This window comes from Salifodinibacter halophilus (assembly GCA_012999515.1).
Lineage (GTDB): Bacteria > Pseudomonadota > Gammaproteobacteria > Nevskiales > Salinisphaeraceae > Salifodinibacter > Salifodinibacter halophilus.
Genome location: JABEEB010000142.1, coordinates 1 through 295 on the forward strand (window position 1 = coordinate 1; position 295 = coordinate 295).

1 protein-coding gene is annotated in these 295 nt (G+C 73.9%); it reads right to left on the reverse strand.

Going from position 1 to position 295, the window contains the following annotated elements:
- A partial coding sequence (locus HKX41_11060) for a ferredoxin reductase (protein ID NNC24670.1) occupies positions 1 to 295 on the reverse strand: 295 nt, incomplete at both ends.

Here is a 295-nt window from a genome sequence, read left to right on the forward strand (position 1 = left end):
CGAGTTCGAGCACTTCGCCGATGCGCGCGCGCTGGTGCAGGTAACCGCTGAGCTTGCCGCCCTCGATCGCCTTGACCGTGATCTCGATGCGGCCGTCCGCGCGCGGCGCGTCGGACAGGCTGTAGCTGCGCGTCACCAGGGCGCCCTCGATGCGCGCGCCGATGAGCAGATGCTGGCCGGCGACGGCGCCGCGCCAGTGCCGGTTCGGCGCCAGCAGCAGGGTCACCGCGTCGGCCGAGGCCTCGCTGCGCCCGACGACACGCGCCAGCGGGCGCTGCCAGGACCAGGTCGGATG